20 protein-coding genes and 1 riboswitch are annotated in these 19506 nt (G+C 36.5%); of the genes, 8 read left to right on the top strand and 12 right to left on the bottom strand.

Features of this window, described 5'->3' with window-relative positions; all coding sequences use genetic code 11:
- Positions 1-29 precede the first annotated feature (29 nt).
- The 3 genes from M3627_RS13975 to M3627_RS13985 form a co-directional block, all read right to left on the bottom strand.
- Positions 30-623, bottom strand: a complete 594-nt coding sequence (locus M3627_RS13975) for a spore coat protein (protein ID WP_205964174.1) — start codon at positions 621-623, stop codon at positions 30-32.
- 208 nt (positions 624-831) lie between these two features.
- On the bottom strand, positions 832-1416 hold the full coding sequence (locus M3627_RS13980) for a branched-chain amino acid aminotransferase (RefSeq protein ID WP_169361496.1): 585 nt from the start codon (positions 1414-1416) through the stop codon (positions 832-834).
- Complete coding sequence (locus M3627_RS13985; RefSeq protein ID WP_169361495.1) at positions 1413-1967, bottom strand: SLOG family protein; 555 nt, start codon at positions 1965-1967, stop codon at positions 1413-1415. The genes M3627_RS13980 and M3627_RS13985 overlap by 4 nt, the downstream gene beginning before the upstream one ends.
- Positions 1968-2059: 92 nt before the next feature.
- On the opposite strand from M3627_RS13985, the gene M3627_RS13990 reads away from it, so the two are divergent.
- Both M3627_RS13990 and M3627_RS13995 read left to right on the top strand, forming a co-directional pair.
- Positions 2060-2287, top strand: coding sequence for a YuzF family protein (locus M3627_RS13990; RefSeq protein ID WP_169361494.1), 228 nt, complete (start codon positions 2060-2062; stop codon positions 2285-2287).
- A 12-nt stretch (positions 2288-2299) separates the two neighbouring features.
- Positions 2300-3193 (top strand): manganese catalase family protein, encoded by an 894-nt coding sequence (locus M3627_RS13995; RefSeq protein WP_169361493.1) that lies wholly within the window; start codon positions 2300-2302, stop codon positions 3191-3193.
- A 256-nt stretch (positions 3194-3449) separates the two neighbouring features.
- Here M3627_RS13995 and M3627_RS14000 read toward each other — a convergent pair whose 3' ends face one another.
- From M3627_RS14000 to M3627_RS14015, 4 genes are all read right to left on the bottom strand, one after another.
- Positions 3450-4592 (bottom strand): alpha-hydroxy-acid oxidizing protein, encoded by a 1143-nt coding sequence (locus M3627_RS14000; RefSeq protein WP_169361492.1) that lies wholly within the window; start codon positions 4590-4592, stop codon positions 3450-3452.
- Positions 4593-4652: 60 nt separating this feature from the next.
- A complete protein-coding gene (locus M3627_RS14005) occupies positions 4653-5324 on the bottom strand; it encodes a methionine ABC transporter permease (RefSeq protein WP_169361491.1) in 672 nt (223 codons plus the stop codon).
- Entirely contained in the window at positions 5321-6340 is a 1020-nt protein-coding gene (locus M3627_RS14010; protein ID WP_251556161.1) for a methionine ABC transporter ATP-binding protein, read from the bottom strand. Before M3627_RS14010 ends, M3627_RS14005 begins: the two co-directional genes overlap by 4 nt.
- Positions 6341-6523: 183 nt before the next feature.
- Complete coding sequence (locus M3627_RS14015; RefSeq protein WP_251556162.1) at positions 6524-7333, bottom strand: MetQ/NlpA family ABC transporter substrate-binding protein; 810 nt, start codon at positions 7331-7333, stop codon at positions 6524-6526.
- A gap of 93 nt (positions 7334-7426) precedes the next feature.
- A riboswitch (SAM riboswitch) is annotated at positions 7427-7541 on the bottom strand.
- Positions 7542-8026: 485 nt separating this feature from the next.
- Between M3627_RS14015 and M3627_RS14020 the strand changes: the two genes are divergently transcribed.
- Complete coding sequence (locus tag M3627_RS14020; protein WP_251556163.1) at positions 8027-9403, top strand: IS4 family transposase; 1377 nt, start codon at positions 8027-8029, stop codon at positions 9401-9403.
- Between the two features lie 471 nt (positions 9404-9874).
- Here M3627_RS14020 and M3627_RS14025 read toward each other — a convergent pair whose 3' ends face one another.
- Positions 9875-10528 carry a hypothetical protein gene (locus tag M3627_RS14025; protein ID WP_251556164.1) on the bottom strand — a complete coding sequence of 218 codons (654 nt, stop codon included), beginning with the start codon at positions 10526-10528 and terminating at the stop codon, positions 9875-9877.
- Positions 10529-10792: 264 nt separating this feature from the next.
- Positions 10793-11956, bottom strand: a complete 1164-nt coding sequence (locus M3627_RS14030; RefSeq protein WP_251556165.1) for a pyridoxal phosphate-dependent aminotransferase — start codon at positions 11954-11956, stop codon at positions 10793-10795.
- Positions 11957-12041: 85 nt separating this feature from the next.
- Here M3627_RS14030 and M3627_RS14035 point away from each other — a divergent pair, with 85 nt between their 5' ends.
- From M3627_RS14035 to M3627_RS14050, 4 genes are all read left to right on the top strand, one after another.
- On the top strand, positions 12042-12821 hold the full coding sequence (locus tag M3627_RS14035) for a carbon-nitrogen family hydrolase (RefSeq protein ID WP_251556167.1): 780 nt from the start codon (positions 12042-12044) through the stop codon (positions 12819-12821).
- An 81-nt stretch (positions 12822-12902) separates the two neighbouring features.
- Positions 12903-13382, top strand: coding sequence for a PaaI family thioesterase (locus M3627_RS14040; protein WP_251556168.1), 480 nt, complete (start codon positions 12903-12905; stop codon positions 13380-13382).
- A 172-nt stretch (positions 13383-13554) separates the two neighbouring features.
- A complete protein-coding gene (locus tag M3627_RS14045) occupies positions 13555-13701 on the top strand; it encodes a hypothetical protein (protein ID WP_251556169.1) in 147 nt (48 codons plus the stop codon).
- Between the two features lie 133 nt (positions 13702-13834).
- A complete protein-coding gene (locus M3627_RS14050) occupies positions 13835-14503 on the top strand; it encodes a hypothetical protein (RefSeq protein ID WP_251556170.1) in 669 nt (222 codons plus the stop codon).
- A 252-nt stretch (positions 14504-14755) separates the two neighbouring features.
- On the opposite strand, the gene M3627_RS14055 is transcribed toward M3627_RS14050, so the two are convergent.
- Both M3627_RS14055 and M3627_RS14060 read right to left on the bottom strand, forming a co-directional pair.
- Positions 14756-16033, bottom strand: coding sequence for an MFS transporter (locus tag M3627_RS14055; protein WP_251556171.1), 1278 nt, complete (start codon positions 16031-16033; stop codon positions 14756-14758).
- 128 nt (positions 16034-16161) lie between these two features.
- A complete protein-coding gene (locus M3627_RS14060; protein WP_251556172.1) occupies positions 16162-16437 on the bottom strand; it encodes a hypothetical protein in 276 nt (91 codons plus the stop codon).
- Between the two features lie 245 nt (positions 16438-16682).
- Here M3627_RS14060 and M3627_RS14065 point away from each other — a divergent pair, with 245 nt between their 5' ends.
- On the top strand, positions 16683-17147 hold the full coding sequence (locus M3627_RS14065; protein ID WP_169360149.1) for a hypothetical protein: 465 nt from the start codon (positions 16683-16685) through the stop codon (positions 17145-17147).
- 114 nt (positions 17148-17261) lie between these two features.
- Here M3627_RS14065 and pepF read toward each other — a convergent pair whose 3' ends face one another.
- Entirely contained in the window at positions 17262-19073 is a 1812-nt protein-coding gene (pepF, locus tag M3627_RS14070) for an oligoendopeptidase F (RefSeq protein ID WP_251556173.1), read from the bottom strand.
- Positions 19074-19506: the final 433 nt, after the last annotated feature.

A 19506-nucleotide genomic window follows, 5' to 3' on the forward strand; every position in this document is an offset into this window, starting at 1 on the left:
AGGGGAACAGAAAGCGCCTATTTAGGTTACTATTGCATTTTGTACATTGGACCTTGAGCAGTACCGTACGCGTTTAAGATTTGCTCCATAGTTTGTTCTTCGAAGCGAGGTACTTGATAATACCCATGCTTGTTTTGATAAATGGAAAGCTCGTAAGCCATCTCAATACAGTTAGGGATTGAATCCTGAAGGACTCTTCGCACAACTGGGTTAGTAGCTTCTAGCGCTGCAGGAACCTTACCAGCAGCTCCAGCTTTAGCAGAGCTTAACAAATAACCGGATATCATTTCGTCATTTATCTCTGAAGCACTTTGGATAGGTTTTTTAGGTTGTGATGACGGTTTTAGACCATAAGTAAAATCATTTTGCGTGGCCATCTTATAAGATGCAGTGCGATGTGAAGGGTCTTTCCCAGTTTTAAAGCATTCCACCAGCATATTATACTCGTCTAAAGCAAAAGCATACTGACGGTCTAGAATGCTTAATAATTCCTGATCCTTCACGTGTGGACGTAAAATGGTGCTCAAGTTTAATGCACCGATTGCTGCAGACAATACCTCATGTACATCCATTAATTCGTGCGCACCATGATTAAAATGAGGTACAACCGTTTGCCCATTCATCGTTTCACTGTGATTTTGACTGTATGTGTTATCCAATCTATTCTCCTCCTCCATTAAGATGTATTGAAACATCTAAATTAGTGTGAACAGAACAAACAAAAATATGTATGCACGCTAAGTTAAAAGAAAGTGTTACAGGTGCCAGGCACCTGTAACACTTTTGAAATAAAATAACCGTGATTTTTAAGGATCACGATTATGCATGCATTTAGTTTTCGGTCGAAGCTACTAATGAGAACAGGAAACGATATAAAAACTGGTATGTTTCTTCTATTGTATAATTTGTGTCAAAATCGTCAATATAATTTAAAGGTAGATTGACTTCCCACAAGCCATCTCCAGCAGAGAACATGACACTGTAATTCATTGCTTTTCCATCAAAATGTTCATTCAAATATGCTTTTACTGCATCTCCATATTTTTTTTGAAGGGATAGTCCGAACATAGCTGTATATACTTCAAATACTTCATCGTACTCAAAGGCGATAGCGTCTACACTTAATGTTTCGAAATGAGGAGTCTCTAAGTACATAAACTCGTTCATTTTTTCTTTAAAATGAGTAATAGGAGTTTTTAAAAAGGCGTTAGATTCTTTTGAGATTAATTCCTCTGTTTCTTTAACGAATCTTTCAATGATGGCATTTTCAAATAGTTTGTCGCTTTCTATTATGGATATACTGGCAGTTTCCGATAAAAGTTCATTAGTTAGAGCATAGTCATGCTCTTCTTTTGTCAGTGAGATATGTTCTCCTGCAATTTCCGTGATTTTTTGAGTTAGTTTCTTTTTTATCATATATAATCGTTCCTTTCTTCATCTGCAATTACTTGTAAGTCGTATGCGTCAATACTAATTATAGGGTAGTTATTATTTTCTGCATAACTTTGAGCAAGTTTTTTTATAAATTTTGGTGAACCTTCATTTTCGTCATCATAAATGATTAACATGGCATCCGTATTTCTAATGAGAAATTTATTTTTTTCGATAAATTGCCACGGCGCTTCATAAGGCTTTTTTGTCACGCTCGTATGAAAATCAGCAAGTGCAATAAGCCTATGATAGTTTTCCTGCTTTTGCTCATTCCAATTTTTCTCTTGTTCCAGGAATGGTGTAATAATAGAATATTTTAACTGGGGAAATTCCTTTTTTAGCTCCACTACTAGCTCTGCTGCCCATGTCTCCACACCTAGCTGTCCACTAAGAATAACCCATTCCAGTCCTTCATCTAGGAGAGCACGCATTTGATTCTCAATCGCTTTTTTTATAATAGGAATTCCAGGATGGCTATCATTAAATATCCCTAATTCATGGGCTTTATACCCAGTTACCAAAAGTCTTTTAATCATTTTCTCTTCCTTTTCTTAAGTTATTGAGTAATGTGACCATATACTACATTTTCTCATAAACTAATATGAATGCAAAGAAGGGATGATGGAAGTTGAATGAAAGAAGTAGCGTGGAGTTTGTAAGTCCATTTGATGGTTATGTATTCCAAGCAGCAGAAAGTTTAATAGGCACTAATATTGCAGTGCAAACGACTAAAAATATCCTTCAAGGAAAATTGACAGCAGTCGCTCCAGATCATCTTGTCGTAAATGTAGGTGGAGTTCCTTTTTATGTACGTATACAAGCTATCGTTTGGATTTCTCCGAACATATCTAAATGAAAGGATGGTTGATTGTTTAATAGAGTAGATAAATTGTTGATTGAATTGCCCAATTTAGAATATGGAGATGCAAATGCGGCTTCCGCTGTGCAGGAGCTCTTAGGTGGAAAATTTGGTGAAATGTCGACACTTAACAACTATATGTATCAATCCTTTAACTTTCGTGGCAAAACTAAGCTAAAACCATTCTATGATTTGGTAGCCAGTATAACAGCGGAGGAATTTGGTCATGTGGAGCTCGTCTCCAATACGATAAATCTATTATATAAAGGAACTAGCTTCAGTGGAGAACCAGATGTGGCACCACTACAAGATGCCAAAAATATGCGAAACACTTATGCTTTTATAGCCAATGCTCAAACCTCCTTAGCCGGAGATTCCATGGGGAATCCTTGGAGAGGAGATTATGTATTTTCGAGTGGTAACCTAGTATTAGATCTTTTGCATAATTTCTTTTTGGAATGTGGTGCAAGAACCCATAAAATGAGAGTATATGAAATGACTGATCACCCAACTGCTAGGGAAATGATCGGATATTTATTAGTTCGCGGAGGGACGCATATTATCGCTTATGCAAAAGCCCTTGAAATAGCTACAGGTGTAGATGTAACTAAAATGTTGCCAATCCCTAACCTTGATAATCGTGCGTTTGATCAGGCACGAAAATACGAGGATTTAGGATATGGGAATGTACTTTTTACATGGAACAACGTAGGCGATTATAAAGACATTGATAAAATCTGGAAGGGTAAGAATCCTACAAGTGGGGACCAATTAATTGTGAAGGAAGGTAGTCCTAAAGGCTATAAAATTCCTGAATTAGAATCTCTCCCGGAAGAATTCGCTCCTGGTATCGGTCCAGAGGAATTCCAAGCCATTGCCAAACGATTAATGTCTAAAATGTAAACTGACATACAGTTAGGGAATAAGGATGCTTCAGAAAAACAAATGGCTAAAGGGTGTCATACATTGTATCGGCATTCTACCTTGAGCATACCGGTATGTCGAACAAAACTGGAACAAACATTATATAAAAATAAATAAATACTAATTTTTTCCTAAATGTGTTTGTACCATGTACCGATCATTTGATAGACACAAAAACCCCCATTTTCATAGAACGGGGGTTTTCATTATTTGTTTGATTGTTCATCTAATCTCGTTATTCTTTCGTAACCATCATGTGCTGGAGCTCTTTCATATTACGAACACCAGCCAAGGAGATAGAAACCTTTGTCTCTTGCAGGAGATTCTCTAGGACTCTTTCTACACCTAGTTGTCCTCCAGCAGCTAGCCCCCAAACGAAGGGGCGACCGATACATACAGCAGAGGCACCAAGAGCTAGAGCCTTTACAGCATCAGAGCCTCGTCTAATACCACTGTCAAATAAAACAGGAATTCTTCCATCAATAGCTTCTACAATACCAGGAAGTGCATCAATACTGGCAATAACGCCATCCAGTTGCCGTCCACCGTGGTTAGAGACAATGATGCCGTCTATTCCTTGTTCAACTGCTAGCTTGGCATCCTCTGGATGGAGGAGCCCTTTAATCAAAATTGGGAGGGAAACGTGGTTCCTTAGCTCAGCAATATCATTCCAGTTCAAGGTAGGATGATATATATTCTCTAAAATACTATCAACGATAGCCTCCTGAGAATGCTCTGGTAAAGCAGCCATAAAAACAGGGTCTGAAGCATAATTACCTTGGCCAAAGCCGCGCTTTAAAGGAGAGAACTGGTTGCGAATATCTTCTTCTCGCCAACCGAGCATCACCGTGTCTACTGTCAGGACAATTGCTTCATAGCCGGCAGCTTCTGCACGTTTAGCCATACTAAACGCTATCTCTTTGTTAGATGACCAGTATAGCTGGAACCATTTAGAGCTTCCGGGAGTTGCGGCAGCAATCTCTTCAATAGAAAAACTTGACACAGTACTTTGTATGTAAGGAAACTCATAATTAGCTGCAGCCTTTGCCACAGCAATTTCTCCATCTTCATGTGCAATTTTATTTACTCCAACTGGAGCGATGAAGAGGGGGTGAGGATACGTTTTACCAAGTATTGTTACTTCGGTATTTAGGGTAGATACATCATTTAAAAATCGTGGAACGATTGAGTACTTTGAAAAACTATTTATATTTTTTCGATAGGTTTCTTCTCCACCAGCAGATGATCGAATATAACCAAAGGGACCAGCCTCTAATGTTTCTTTTGCAGCCTTCTCCAATTCGTTAAAGTCAATTGGGTACTGTTCATTATTCTCTATATTGCCTAATAGTAGGTCATTGTTTTTAGCGTTACTCAACGTTTTCACCTCTCATGGAGTGCTAGTTTAAAACTTTCTTTATAGGAATGGATTTAATAATTAGTCCTTTTTTAATCTGGCAGCTAATCGGTTGCCGAGAGACTGAATGCCTTGAACTAAAATAATTAAGATAACCACTATGACATACATAACGTCCGTTTCATAACGTAAATGTCCATAACGATAAGCTAAATCTCCTAAACCACCAGCGCCGACCATGCCAGCCATAGCAGTTGCTCCTATTAATCCCACCGTTGCAATTGTTAATCCTAATATGATAGATGGTCGTGCCTCTCGCAGCAGCACATGCCATATAATGAACCGTGTTTTGATCCCCATGGCTGTATAAGCTTCAATTACTCCATTTTGAACTTCCAAAAGGGCGGACTCCATCAGACGGGCGATGTAGGGCGCAGTATAAATAACTAGCGGAACGATAACACCTTTCACACCGATGGTCGTACCTACAAGGAATTTCGTAAATGGTAGGATAAAAAATAATAGAATGATAAATGGTATAGAACGAATAACATTTATGAGAAGGTTACTTAACTGGTATACGATTGCATTTTGTAATGCTTGCCCAGGTCTCGTTAAAACAATCAGTATACCTAAGGGAATACCGATTAGGATGGAGATTAATAAAGAAATCCCTACCATTTGGAACGTTTCTATGGTGGCTTTTCCGATTAATGGGAGCCATTGATTGGTAAATTGTTCAATCCCACTCATGAGTGCACCTCCAAGTTTTCTGTCTCTACACCGCGTTCGTTTAGAAATTGGATTGCAGACTGTACTTGGTCCGGATCTCCGACTAAATGGATGACGATATTACCCACAATTCCATTTTTCAACTCGATGATATTGGCGGTTAATATATTAGGCTGGACTTCAAATCTTTGGCTAACCTCTGCTAATAAGGGCTTACCAGTGCTCTCTCCAACGAAAGTTAAACGTGTAACAGCACCTGTTACATGGAGCTGAGAAATTAGAGACGGGGATAGATTTCGTTGACTGATTGTGCTTAAAAACTTCTTTGTTGTTGGATGCTTTGGCTTTGTAAAAAGGTTAATCGCAGTGTTTGCTTCGACAACTTCTCCTTTTTCCATTACATACACATGATCACAAATTTTTTGAATGACATTCATCTCATGAGTAATTAGTAGAATAGTGATACCCAGCTCTTTATTTATTTTTAATAGCAAATCCAAAATGGAATCAGTAGTTTCAGGATCCAATGCACTTGTTGCTTCATCGCTTAATAGTACTTCGGGTTCCTGTGCAAGGGCTCTAGCTATTGCGACGCGTTGTTTTTGCCCTCCTGAAAGCTGGTTTGGGTAGCTTTTATACTTATCAGATAAACCAACTATTTCTAAGTACTTTTCTACTCTATTTTTTACTTCTGTTTTATCATAGCCGAGTAGCTTTAATGGAATGGCAATATTATCATAAACAGTTGCTGTTTTTAGAAGATTAAATCCTTGAAAGATCATTCCTATTTTATTTCGTACCATACGTAGCTTCGCCGGGGGGAGGGGGGTAATGTTATTGCCGTTTATGTATACTTTTCCAGATGTTGGTTTCTCTAATAGATTTACACAGCGAATGAGTGTGCTTTTCCCTGCACCGCTATAGCCTATAACCCCATGAATTTCACCTTTTTTTACGTGTATGCTTACATTATTAACAGCCTTTACCGTACTACTTTTACTGCTGAACTCTTTTGTGATATTTTCTAAAACTATCATGAATGATCTTCCTTTCTAAAGAAACGCCGGCAGAGCTAGAAGCCTGCGTTTTTCTTGATGTCTAGCTTCGGCGCCTTGCCCCTCGGGATCAAATGGGAAAATACTCCGGTGGCTGTGGATCTGCCTCCTCGCATTTTCCCATTTGCCTGTCGGGGCAGGGATAGGCGCCTGTGCTTTTCTAATTTACCAACCTGCTAGTGCGGAGCCTTGGAATTCTTCTTCAATAAATTCTCTAACTTCGTCGGAATGGTATGCTTTAATGAATTTTTGGATGACAGGATCATTTTCGTTTTCCTTACGAACAACAATATGGTTAACGTATGGGGAATCAGCTGACTCTAACAAAATTGATTCTTCTCCAGGGTTAATACCAGCTTCTAAAGCATAATTGGAATTGATTGCTGCAGCATCGACCTCACTAAGCTGTTTTACTATTTGCGCTGCCTCTAATTCAACGAATTCAAGGTTTTTAGGGTTTTCTTCAATGTCATGAATAGAAGCATTTCCTTTTTTACCTTCTTTCACTTTGATAAAACCATTTACTTCTAATATGTCTAAAGCTCGTGCACCTTGTGTTGGATCATTCGGTAGTCCAAAGGTAGCTCCATCTGGTAGTTCATCGAAGGATGAATACTTTTCAGAATAAACGCCCATTGGAAGTAAAATAGTCTCAGCGACTGGTACTAGCTCTGTATCATTATTTTCGTTAAATGAGTCAAGAAAAGGTAGAGTTTGATAACTGTTTGCGTCCAAGCTGCCTTCATCAAGTGCTGTGTTTGGAAGTACGAAATCTGAAAAAGCCTTAATCTCAATTTCTAGTCCATCACGTGCTGCAATTTCAGCAACAACCTCAGTAACTTGTTCATGTGGACCTGACGTAACGCCAACAACTAATTTATTTTCATCTAATGGTCCTGATGTAGCATCATTACCACAAGCCGAGAGCAACCCTGTTAATAAAACTCCTGATAACACTAAGCTAAATTTCTTCATTGTAATTCCTCCTGAATATGTATTAATAAAAACGAATAAATATAAAAGCCTCTCTTTCAAAAGAAAGAGAGGCACACAAATATGTATGGTCCTCTCTTATCTTCCAAAACAAAAATGTTTTGCAGGATTTAGCACCTTTCTATACTTTTTTAGTATAGATGGTTGCCGAGCTTCAACGGGCCAGTCCCTCAGCTACTCTTGATAAGAGATAATTTCTATTAAGTTTTTCGTTTTTACTATAGAAAAAATTTACTACACTGCTCTATTGAAGTCAATATATATTTTTATATTTTTATAATTGTTTAGAAAAATTCAAATAGAATATTATATAAATAATTATACAAAAGTGATTTATATGGAAATACTAAGATGGGAGCATTTAAAAGGTTTACATTTAGCTATATGCTTTATGTTAATGGAGATGTTAAAGGTAAGGAGAGATTTAAAAATAGGCTATGTTAAAGGTTAGGGTTGATTTATGATGCAAGAAATCTTAAAGCATAGAGTAGAATTGATTTCCGCCCCAGCCGGACGCTTTCCTCGGGGTGAGCGATAAGCCATCACCCATCGCTTACGCGCGTGGTTGTGATGTCTGGTCTGTCTCACTCATCCCGTAGCATAGCTATCAAGTTAAGAAGTTTATAAAAACCCTCGAGGTTGGTATAGAAAACTAACCAACAGGAGGTGCTTCATATGAAAAGAACTGATTTAGACGAATGGAAACTCTTAATGGAACAATTGTATAAACTGTTTTCCCCGGATATGTTGGATAGTTGGGCCAAAGAATCAGGATGGATCAAACGAAAACGAAAGCTTGATGCGTATTCATTTCTCCACATTCTTCTTTATCATTGTGGAAACCTGGCTGGCAGTTCACTACGCGAGCTAAGCCTATCATTAGAAGAAACCTGCCATATTTCTATGACTCCAGAGGCAATAAACCAACGTTTAAATAAAGAATTAATTGTATTCCTAAAAAAGTGTTTGGAACATTTTATACAAACGAAGTTAAATTATCAGTTGCCGATCAGTGACGAGCTACAAAAATTTTGTGAGAGGATCCGTATAATAGATGCGACCATCCATTCCCTTCCTTCGGATTTGAAGGAGACTTTTCCTGGCGTCTATCGAGCCGAATTAAAATGCCAACTGGAGTATGAATTCCTGACAGGACAGTTCTTGTTGGCTGACTGGAGGAACGGAAAAGAAAACGATTCCCTATACGGAAAGTATCGATTAGAGACGGTCTCACCTGGCGATTTGTTTATACAGGACTTGGGTTATTTTCATCTACCTACATTCAAAAAAATCGATGAGACAGGGGGCTATTTCGTCTCTAGAGTTCGACCAGATTGTTCTATCTATACAGGGAATCCAAACCCTCGATACCATGCCGATGGCAGGGTCGTCAAATCCTCTTTTTATCAGAAGGAATCTTTGGCAGAGCATCTGGAACAAATGGAGCGTGGCTCCATAAGGGAATGGGAGGAAGTCTTTGTCGGGTATGACTATAAATTCCCTACCCGTTTGATTTTGTATCGGCATACGGAGGAACAAGATAAAAGTGGTCAGTATAAACGTAAACATTCACGTTACCAAACAAAAGAACACGTAAGGGCGCTAGATGGGGCTACGATTATTATGACAAACCTTCCGGATATCATCCCAGCTGAGAAAGTGATGGACCTTTACCGATTGCGCTGGCAGATCGAGTTATTGTTTAAGGGATGGAAATCCAATTTCCCGACCACCTTTTATAAACAGATAAAGGAAGAACGTGTGCTATGTCATTTTTTCGCCCATTTATTATTGTTTCTAATCACAGCTACAACAACGTATCAGGCACGCTTATTCTTGCTAGAGCAATCTAGAATAGAGATAAGCATTCAAAAGGGTATTTCAGTTGCCCTACGCTTTATTCGCTTGATGTTTGAAAGCATAAAAAAATACACCAAGCTTACCAATGGGGTCCTGAAAAGGTTTCATGATGCTCTTTGTAAACATGCATTGAAAACAAAAGGGCCACCTGAAAAGGATCCATTGATTATACTCGGTGTAAACTACAGTTAGTATTCTATGCCCTGTATAGAAAGAAATTAAACTTACATTTTTTGGTTAAACTAAAAAGTGTTAATTTCATATGGTCTAATTTTCAAAAATACCAGTTCATATGAGAGTGAATGACGTAAATTTTTCTTAACTTGATAGCTATGTCATCCCGTAGGAGTCGCCGACTGGCGCTCCAATCAATAAATGGAACAGCTTTATCATCGATAAATCGCAAAAAATTTACTCGCATAAACAAAGCTTCAAAATGGTAACCAACCCCAAATTCATCATCTATTTATATTTAACAGACATTTGAAAGTACCTTTGTTTATGCAGTCACTATAAAAAAGAATGGTTAGTCAAAACGAACCCATATCTTTAACAAAGCTTAAAAATACAAAAAAAGTGAGCTGGAAATGTATCTCCAAGCTCACTTTTTATGTGCATTTTTTTATTAAAGCCCCGACAAAAAAAGCTTCTTCGGTGACTATTTTAATTCAGTAATGCAAGTTTTGCTCTAGATGGAGTTTCATACTTTACAGTAACTCCATTTAACATGGTATTGTTTTGTACAATATAATACCCACCACCTAGACCATACATGGGAACATATCCATCAAGTGGTTGTTTAGCTGAATACACACGGAATTCTTCGTTAGGCATTAATTGTCGGATAGGTTCAAGACCAGGTTCGCCACCATCAACACTATTAATTACTTTAAATAAAGTAGTTTCCTTAAGGATTGTAACCTTTCCGATTTGACCTGCTTTAAGTTCCGTTTTTCCCCACATAACTTTTGTAGAAGAATCTACTAATAATGCAAGTTTTGCTTTAGAAGGCGTTTCATACTTCAAAGCACTGTACATATTGACAAACAATCCGTCCCCTAGACCGTATTCTCCTCCGTATATATCTGTACGGAATGTATAGACACGATACTCTCCACCTGCTGGTAACACTTTTCCTCTAGAGCCATCCGCCTTATATGTTGCCACATCTGCGTAAAGTGTTACTTTACCAATCTGACCTTTTTTTAATTCCGTTTTCCCCCACATAACTTGTGTTGATGAAGCTTCTGATGTGATAGTGAAGGAAAACATCGCTACTAAAGTAAATACAATCGCTATAAAAATATTTTTTTTCATTTTTTACCTCCTACAATAATTAACCAATTGTAACATAAATTACATTCATATTTTAAAATAAATTAATATATAGGCTTTGAGTTCATTAAACTAGCCTCGAGCGTTAGTTTAAATACATTCTTTCACAAACTATTTAATACCATTTTACATAAATCTACCTTTGCCTTTAACATAGCCATTTTCATTTTAAATAACTTTTGCAAGAAGTTTTAAGTAAACTTTCAAAATAAAATACTGGTTATTTTAAAAGGAGAAACTGATTTATTAAAAAAGCTGTAGCTTTTCTATTCTTTCTACAGCTTCGACGAGTCGATCCTCATCCACTAATAACCCCACCCTTACATAACCTTCTCCATGCTTACCGAAGCCGTTTCCAGCAGCGACTGCAACATCAGCTTTTTCTAAAAGAAGGTCTGCAAATTCCTCGCTCGTATAGCCATTTGGAACTGGAAGCCAAGCGAAGAAAGAGCCTTCTGGAGCTTTTACGTTCCAACCAATTTTTCTACATGCCTCTATGAAAATGTTTCTTCTTTTTTCATAAAGTGCTACTAATTCGTCCACACATTCTTGAGAGCCATTTAATGCTTCGGCTGCTGCAGACTGAACCGCGGGAAAGAGACTGACAAAAAGATGGTCTTGTATAATATTGATAGCTTCAATGATTTGAGAATTACCGACTGCAAAACCTACACGCCATCCAGCCATATTGTAGGTTTTAGAGAGTGTATACATTTCAATACCGATTTCCTTTGCGCCTTTTGCTTCTAAAAAGCTAACTGGTTTCTTTCCATCAAACCCAATACCTCCATACGCAAAATCATGTACAACGGCTATATCATTTTCCTTCGCTAAATCTACCGTTTCTTGAAAAAATTCTGCAGTGGCAGAAGCTCCAGTTGGGTTATTAGGATAATTCAAATACATCAGTTTCGCAGCTTCTTTTTGTTTTGTAGAAAGCTGCTCGTAATCTGGAAGAAAGCCATTTTCCTCTAATAGTGGCATTGTTTCAAATTGTACATTGGCTAGCCCAATACCTGATAAGTAATCTGGATAACCAGGATCTGGAAGAAGCATTAACTCGTTATCATTCATCAAAGCTAGAGGCAGTTCAACCAAACCAATTTTAGTTCCAAATAAAATAGCGACTTCTGTATTAGAATCCAAATTTACGTTGTATTCGCGTGCATAAAAATCTACTGCTGCTTGCTTCAACTCATTTATTCCTCTGAATGGAGAATATTTGTGAGATTGAGGGTTTTTAGCAGCACTTGATAATGCTTTTACAATATGATCCGGTGTAGGCTGGTCGGGATTACCTTGTCCAAGATTTATTACATCTCTTCCTTCTGCCACAGCCTTTGCAACTTTTTGTACTAATGTTGCAAAAAACTGGGGAGGAAGATTTTTTAAACGATCAGAAAATTCCATGGGCAATACCTCTTTTTCTAAATAGTTGCATATATTAGTCAAATCTTATAACCTTTTTAGTATTATGTCTAGAGGTGGTGTCGGTATGAAAATTGCTTGTGTTCAGTTAGATATAGCATTTGGTAATCCTAAAGAAAATTTTGAAACCGTTGAAAGAAAGATTAGAGAGGCTGCAAAGCAAGAAGCTAAACTAATTATTTTACCCGAAATGTGGAACACAGGGTATGATTTGACTAGATTAGAAGAAATAGCTGATAAAGAGGGGAACGACACAAAGAAATTATTAACCAAGCTAGCGAAGGAATTGCATATTCATATTATCGGTGGCTCTGTCTCTACAAAGAAGGATTCCCAATTTTATAATACGATGTATATTGTAAATGATTCTGGAGATATCATAACGGAGTACGATAAGGCCCACTTATTTAAGCTAATGGATGAACATTTGTATTTAAAAGCAGGAAACAAGAAAAACTTATTCGAAATCGAGAATATAACGATGGCAGGTGTTATATGCTATGATCTTCGCTTTCCTGAATGGTTTCGTGCCCATTCTTTACTAGGAGCCAAGGTAATATTTGTTCCTGCACAGTGGCCAGCAGCCCGGATTGATCATTGGAAAATTCTTCTGCAGGCAAGAGCAATCGAAAATCAATGCTATATAGTGGCAGTAAACAGAGTCGGCGACGATCCAAACAATCAATTCAATGGTAACTCTATGGTGATTGCCCCTTGGGGAGAAATAGTATGGTTAGGTAATGAGGAGGAAACTACCGGTCTAGTAGATATTGATTTAAATCTCGTAGAAGAAGTAAGAGGTAGAATTCCAGTCTTTCAAGATAGGAGAGAATCATTATATAAATAATAATATTTATTTTTGAAAACTCTATATTTAAGTTGACTGATAGTTTGCTTTTTTGTATGGTTTGTTAAAGGGGGAGAAATAATGACAGAACACAAAATTGCTATACAGGATGAGTATCCGGATGATTTTGCTTGGTGTTATGGATGTGGTCGTTTAAATGAAGAGGGGTATCATTTAAAGACATATTGGAATGGAGAGCAAACAGAAACAATTTATCAACCTAGAGAAGAACATACTGCGATTCCAGGGTTTGTATATGGTGGATTAATAGGGGCTTTGGTAGATTGTCACGGAACCGGTTCAGCTTCACTTGCTCTTCACCGAAAAAATGGTTTTGAGCCTGGAAGTGGCGAAGCGCCTCCAAGATTTGTGACAGGCTCTCTTCACGTAGATTTTTTAAAGCCGACTCCTCAAAAGGTTGAGCTTAAGGCTATCGGTACGGTGGAAGAAATACATCCGAAAAAGTGGAAGGTGACTTCTGAGGTATTTGCTGGAGACGTCCTTTGTGCTAAAGGGGAAGTAATTGCTGTTGTCATGCCTGCAACATTTACAAATAAATAAATAAATAGAATGCTAAACACAGGATTATTTTTCCTGTGTTTTTTTGCGATTATCGTTTCTAAAGATAGGCATCTATTTTGCTTTTTTTGCTAAGAATAGAAATGACGGTTGTGATTTTTGTACAAACAAATTCCAACTTTTTTTCATATTAATATAAATAGAGGTGGTTTAAATGAAAGTAGAACTGATAGCAGTTATTTTAGCTGTTATGTCCTATACATTTTCTGAGCTTGAAGTTGATAATGACATATTGATAATTATCCTTGTTTTCGTATTGCTTTTTGACTTAATTGGTCTGGAAGAAGCTTTAAACGAATGAATTAGGGTATTCCTTTATTAAATAAGTTAAGTAAAGTTAAAAATGTATTTTTAGGGAAAATTAAAATACATATATCACCTGCAATCACTTAACGTTATGAAGGAAAATAAGTAAAATAGGAGGGGAAACAGAAATGGATACTATCTTATACTTGTTTTTTACAGGCGCGTATATAGCCTTATTTATTTGGGGCTTAATAGGCATAAATAAAAAGGATATTCCCAAGTGGACAAGTTTTATTTATCTAATTATTTTAGCGCTGATCTATGACAATGGAATTATTGGTATCGGGAAGTGGATTGGTGAAGGTCCCTTATTAGAGACCTTGAATTTAATGCGCTTTTGGACTCATGCGTTTTTAACACCGTTACTTGTGTTGTTTGCTATAGGTACTTTGAAGGAAAGTGGAATAGCTTGGGCAGAGAAAAAGTGGGTATCCCTAGTAGCTATTATTTATACGGTCATTTTAATTGGAATTGAAATTTGGCTAGAAACCTTTCAGCTAACATTAAAAGCGGAAGAGGAATATGGAGTCCTAAGGTATGTTTCTGCAGAAGAGTCCTCTGGTCCGCCAGTCATGATTCTCCTTGTGACTTTAATATTGATCGTTGCAAGTGCAATTCTTTGGAAGAAAACAAAATGGGTCATATTTTTTATAGGTGCAGTCGTAATGACTATTGGGAGTGCTGTTCCTATAGATGTAGATAGTGGGGCAGTAACTAACGCTTTTGAGTTATTTTTATTGTTTACATTAGTTTGGACTAAGAGAAGGCTAATAAAAGATAAGCTCCATTCAGATTAAAAATAAAAGGAGAAGCTATAAATCATTTACTTTCAAATATATTTGTAGCAACAGAACAATCCAATGTTTTATTGGATTGTTTTTTCGGTAATGGACAGTAATCAATTCAATGTTAGTCTTGAAGAAAGTGCTTTCACACTCAGCTAGCTGTAAAAGGCAAGAATGCTTTTCGACATTCTTGCCCAATGTAGCTCTACTAATAGAACAGCTGTGTAATATATGATTACTTATCTAGTTTCGGCTGAGTTTATGCTAGACTGCATCTACTGGAACTGGCTTCGGTGCTTCTTCTGGTTCTGGCACTTGTGTCAATACTATTATTCCGATAATAAATAAGATGATTAAGCTAAATACACCGTAAGAGGAATTCCCTGTAACTTGTGTAGTAAATCCAATTAATAAAGGTCCCATTATGGAAGCAAATTTACCGAAAATATTATAGAACCCAAAAAACTCGTTAGAATTTTCTTTTGGTATTAGCTTGCCGAAATACGATCTACTTAATGCTTGGATCCCACCTTGAGAGGTTGCTACTAGCATAGCTAAAATCCAAAAATCAGTGATAGTCTCTAAGAAAAATGCATACGTACATACAATGGTATAGACGATAATCCCTACATATAACATTTTCTTTTCAGAAAATCTAACCGCCAGCCTACCATATAGAATTGCAAATGGAGCTGCGACTACCTGGGTAACAAATAGAACAATGATTAAATCAGTAGATTTTAAGCCTAGGTCCGTACCATAGGCAGTAGACATTGAAATAATGGTTCCTACACCGTCAATGTAAAAGAAATATGCTATTAAAAATAGAAACAATGCCCGGTACTGACGAATCTCCTTAACCGTCTTTCCAAGTCGTTTAAAACTTTGTGTAATCGGATTTTTTTCTCGCTCGATATAATGAATCTGTTTTACATTTTTAAACATCGGAATAGCGAATATGATCCACCAAGCTGCGGTGATTAGGAAAGCAATGCGGCTTGCTGTGATATCTGAAATAGGAATGATATTATTGCTGGCCAAAAGAATGATGACTATACTGATTAAAAATGGGATAGCACTACCGATATATCCTAGACCGTAACCTCTAGATGATACTCGAGACATTCGCTCGTTCGTAGTGACATCAACAATGAAGCCATCATAGAAAACATTGGCTCCAGTTGCACCAAGAGCAGCAAAAGTATAGCATATTAAAAATAGATACCATTTGTCATAGGGGATAAAGGCAAGCAATGCAGTTGCTGTTACTCCTAAAAAGAAAAAGAAATAGAAAAATTTCTTTTTAAAGCCTTTATAATCGGCGATGGTACCAAGGATTGGTCCGATCATTGCTAATATAAACGTAAAAATCGCAATCGTATAACTAAGGTAAACCGTTGAATCAGCTGTATCAATGCCAGCAGCAGTAGCTGACCCTTTATAAAAAATAGGAAAAATTGCAGTAGTAATTATGATGGAATATGCGGAGCTACCCCAGTCGTAGAGAGCCCAACTATTTTCTTCCTTTGTAAACTTTTTCATCATTTTCCCCCTTCCCGTCTGATAATATTGTACATGATTTGTAACAAAGTTTGTAAAAATTTCTGAAATTTTACAACTCTTTTTTGTTCCATAATGGTGGGAAGAGAGAGGATTCCCCGTGAATAGCTTTATTTCATTTTAATTGAAATTTCGGAAACAACATAGGCTAGAGGGTCATTGCCAAACAACTGTAGTACTTGAATTACGCTTTGAGTGTCTACATCTACAGCATTTATTTCTGTTTCTTCTACTGCTTTTGCTAAAGCTTCATTCGTTGCTTGTTCCGGATAGGCAGTTTGATAAAGTGCAAAAGGGTCTACTTCATGGTTAATACACCATTGTGCAAATAATTGAATCATCATATTCTCATCTTGTTCGTATTGCTCAATCACTTTGTTTTTCATATTTACTCCTTGTTAAGTCATATTTTATGGCTTATTTGATTATATCTTTAAAAAAGTGGTTAGACAGGATTGGTTATTTAATTAGTATAATTATAGCAAAGTTCGTTAAATATAGAAGTAGTTTAAAAGCGGAAGGAGGGTGTATCAACGGTTTGTTGGAATACTACTATAAAACAAGTTGCTAATAGTTAACTATAAATTTATGTATTTTGATAAAAAAATAATAGATTAAGGGGAATGTATTAATGGCAATATTAAAAGACTATACAGAACAACCAACTTGTGAAGTTGAACTAAATATAGAATCAGTAAATGATATGAGCGTAAAATTCAACATTTGTTTCCGTTCTGGTCACAGTTTCCCTGCCGTACATTCAAAATCAATACGCTGTTTAAAAGAAGATTTCCTGGAAATGTTAAGTGATTTAAAACGACTAAATAACACATATTTAAGTATGCTAGAACATAAAGATCCAGGGTTGTGTATTTATCATATTCCTCAGTTTGGTACTTATTACTATCCTAACTATGGATTATTGGTGCCTGAGAAGGAAAGTGATTTACGTTATAGATTAATTTTTGTTTTAGATGCAGGTGAGCTGAATCATCGAATGGCAACAGAATGTGGACCCGCCTTATGTTTAATAGTTAGGATGGAACAAATTAATGAATTTGCTAACAGTTTAATTGCTCAAGTAAATACTGTTTAAGAAATAACTGATACTCACTAATGAAATAATAAGCCCCAGAAATTTTACGAGTGGTAAAATTTCTGGGGCATTTTAAATTTTTTTGCAGTATCGTTTAGCTTGTTCGTTCTTAACTTACTTGCTGTCAATTTCCTCTGTTAAGCTTTCAAGTTCATCAATAAGTGAACCAATATATGCAATTGTATCTCGGAGTGGTTCATCAGTTGTAATGTCCACACCAGCCATTTTAGCTAATTCTACTGGTGATTTAGTTCCACCAGCCTTTAATACTTCTAACCATTCGTCTACTGCCGGCTGTCCTTCGTTTAGTATACGTTTAGCAACCTGCGTGGAGATGGTTAAACCTGCACTATATGTGTATGGATATAATCCCATATAGTAATGTGGCTGTCTCATCCAAGTAAGCTCTGCTCCATCTGTTATTTCCACAGAATCTCCCCAGAATTCTTCTAAAACCTCTCGCTTGTATGCATTTAAAATTTCAGCATTTACATTTTGCCCTTGATCTACACGCTCATAAACTTTACGTTGATAAGCTGCTTCTAGTAAATGAGTAACAAAGTTATGATAATAGGTTCTAGCAACAATGGAAGATATTACCCAACGTTTAAATTTAGGGTCATCCGAACTTTTCAAAAGATGATTGGCAACTAACATTTCATTCATTGTAGAAGGCGCCTCGATAAAATATAAAGATGGACGAGAATTAAATAGATTTTGTTCTTGGTGTGCAAAATAGAAATGACCCGCATGACCAAGCTCGTGAGCGAGAACAAATACTTCATTCATTCGACTCGACCAGGATATTAAAATGTATGGGTGACTACCATATGGACTAGAACAGAAAGCGCCCGTGGATTTTCCTTCATTTTGTGCAAAGTCTACCCAGCGTTCCTTATAAGAGCGATCAACCATTTCTAAATACTTATCACCCATTACTAATAATGATTCATTAATATACTTCTTGGATTCTTCTATTGTAATAGTCGGCTCATAGTTTGGATCTAGGGCAATCTTTAAATCAGCGAAGGTCATCTTATCTAAGCCATGTACCTTTTGAAGTAATTTTGCATATTTCCTCATATGTGGTGCTAATTCTTTTGTGATTAGATCTATTTGACGGTTATATAAAGAACGATCGACTTCTTGGTCGAACAATAAATATTCAAATACCGAGTCGTATCCTCGCAGGTCAGCAGTTGTTTTTTCTTGTTGAAGCGCAATGTCATACGTTTTTGCAGTGGTATGCTGATATTCCTTCAATTTAGATGAAAAAGCTTCAAATGCTGCTCTTCGAAGAACTGTATCTGTTTCAGCTTCCCAATCATTTTCAAAGGAAACGTAGCTTAATGGATATGGTTTTCCGTTTACCTCAAAGTCAGGAAAAGAAATATCTAATAATTTAGTTGTTTCATATAAATTATAAGGTGCATCAAATGTTGGAGAGTAGGCAGCTAATACCTTTTCCACTTCTGGGTGAAGCGTATATTTCTTTCTTTCTAGTAACTTCACTAAATAGTTTTCGTAAGAAGAATCCAGCTTTGCTGCTTCCTCAAGTAACTCTGTAGGCAATTCTAATAGTTCGCTGTCAACAAAAGATGTTTGGCTAGCAACCTTGCCAGCTAATGAACTAAATTGACCGGCTCTCATTTGAGCTTCCGTATTTGACTGGTCTTCCGTAATCGCTAATCTTGCATAGCTACCTAACAAACTAAATTTCATATAAAGAGACTGATATTCCTCCAAAGCATCAATGATGACATTAGCGCTATCTAATTTCCCTTTATACTTTTCAACGAATACAGGGACATTTTTCTCTATTTCTGCGTAAGCATCTTTATATTCCTTTTCCGAAGCAAATAAATCCTCTAAGTTCCAAGTTTCTTCTATTTTAACCTCTGATCTTTTTGGTAAACTTTGTACCATTCCCATCTCTCCTTAATATTACGGATATCGAACTATAAATAATTATAACGGAACTTAATAGAAAAGTAATTATTTTTATTATATTCAGATTTATTTAATGAAGCGGCTTTTATGTAGAGCTAAGACAATGAGCATATATACTACTTTTTTTATTAATTGTTCGTGCTTAACTTTTAAAAAGGGATTATGAAATTGACACATTTAAATGATATCAAAGTTAAACTGATCAGTTTTTTGAAGTTAGTATTTCATCATTTTCAATAATAGAATTATGAAAATGATGCCATTTTTTTATTTAATATATTGATATACTAAAGATTATAAAGATTCGAATTAGTCAAATTTTTATAGACTGATTCCTATCTTTGTTTTACAATGTAATTGTATTACGAAAGGATAATTTTGGATGAAGTTAACTATAAGAAAGAGATAT

The sequence above is a fragment of the Psychrobacillus sp. MER TA 171 genome (genome assembly GCF_023713305.1).
Lineage (GTDB): Bacteria > Bacillota > Bacilli > Bacillales_A > Planococcaceae > Psychrobacillus.